The following is a 767-nucleotide window of genomic DNA, read 5'->3' on the forward strand; positions in this document are numbered from 1 at the left end:
CGCTACCCCAATGCCCGGGAGCAGATGCGTCATAAGTTTGCCGATGAGTCCGTGCAGAAAAATATCGACCTGGATCTGAATATCATTGAGTTTTATCACCGCCAGCTCAGTGCTATCGAATGCTATATCGAAAAGCACGCCAAACATCACAATGGGCGGGATTACCATATATTAACCAGCGTACCTGGCATGGGACGTATACTGGCACTCACTATTCTGTATGAGATCGGCGATATTACACGCTTTGAAAGCGTTCAGAAGTTTGCATCATACAGCCGATTGATCAAATGCAGGGCGGAGTCCGCAGGAAAAATATACGGTACTCAAGGCAATAAAATTGGTAACGCGCATTTGCGATGGGCCTTTGGTGAAGTTGCCGTCGGTTATCTGAGAGGGAATGAGAAGGCTCAGTCATATCTGGCCCGATTACATAAACGTATGGGCAAAGCGAAGGCACTGACCGCCCTGGCTCACAAGTTAGGACGCTGTGTTTACTTTATGCTTAAGAATCAGCAGGTATTTGATGAACAGCGATTTTTAACCGGGTAAGTCACGCAGTGAAGTGAGCTGAACGTCTAACTGGAAATAACAGAGACCGTTGAAGGCCTGGTAACCCTTATTAAATTTAACAGGTCTTGTGGTCCGGGCACATTAGCCCCTGGCCTTGATTAGACGCTTCACTGGCGTGCATTAACAATCAGTAAAGCGGTTTGCACCTGAACTGAGCCTGATACTAACTGGAAATCTATTCCACTGTTTTGAATAGC

At 46.5% G+C, this 767-nt stretch carries 1 protein-coding gene; it reads left to right on the top strand.

What is annotated here, in order from left to right; all coding sequences use genetic code 11:
* The coding region (locus JW499_RS21530) for a transposase (RefSeq protein ID WP_205212502.1) at positions 1 to 549 on the top strand (549 nt) is incomplete at its 5' end.
* Positions 550 to 767: the final 218 nt, after the last annotated feature.

Source organism: Amphritea pacifica (genome assembly GCF_016924145.1).
GTDB lineage: Bacteria > Pseudomonadota > Gammaproteobacteria > Pseudomonadales > Balneatricaceae > Amphritea > Amphritea pacifica.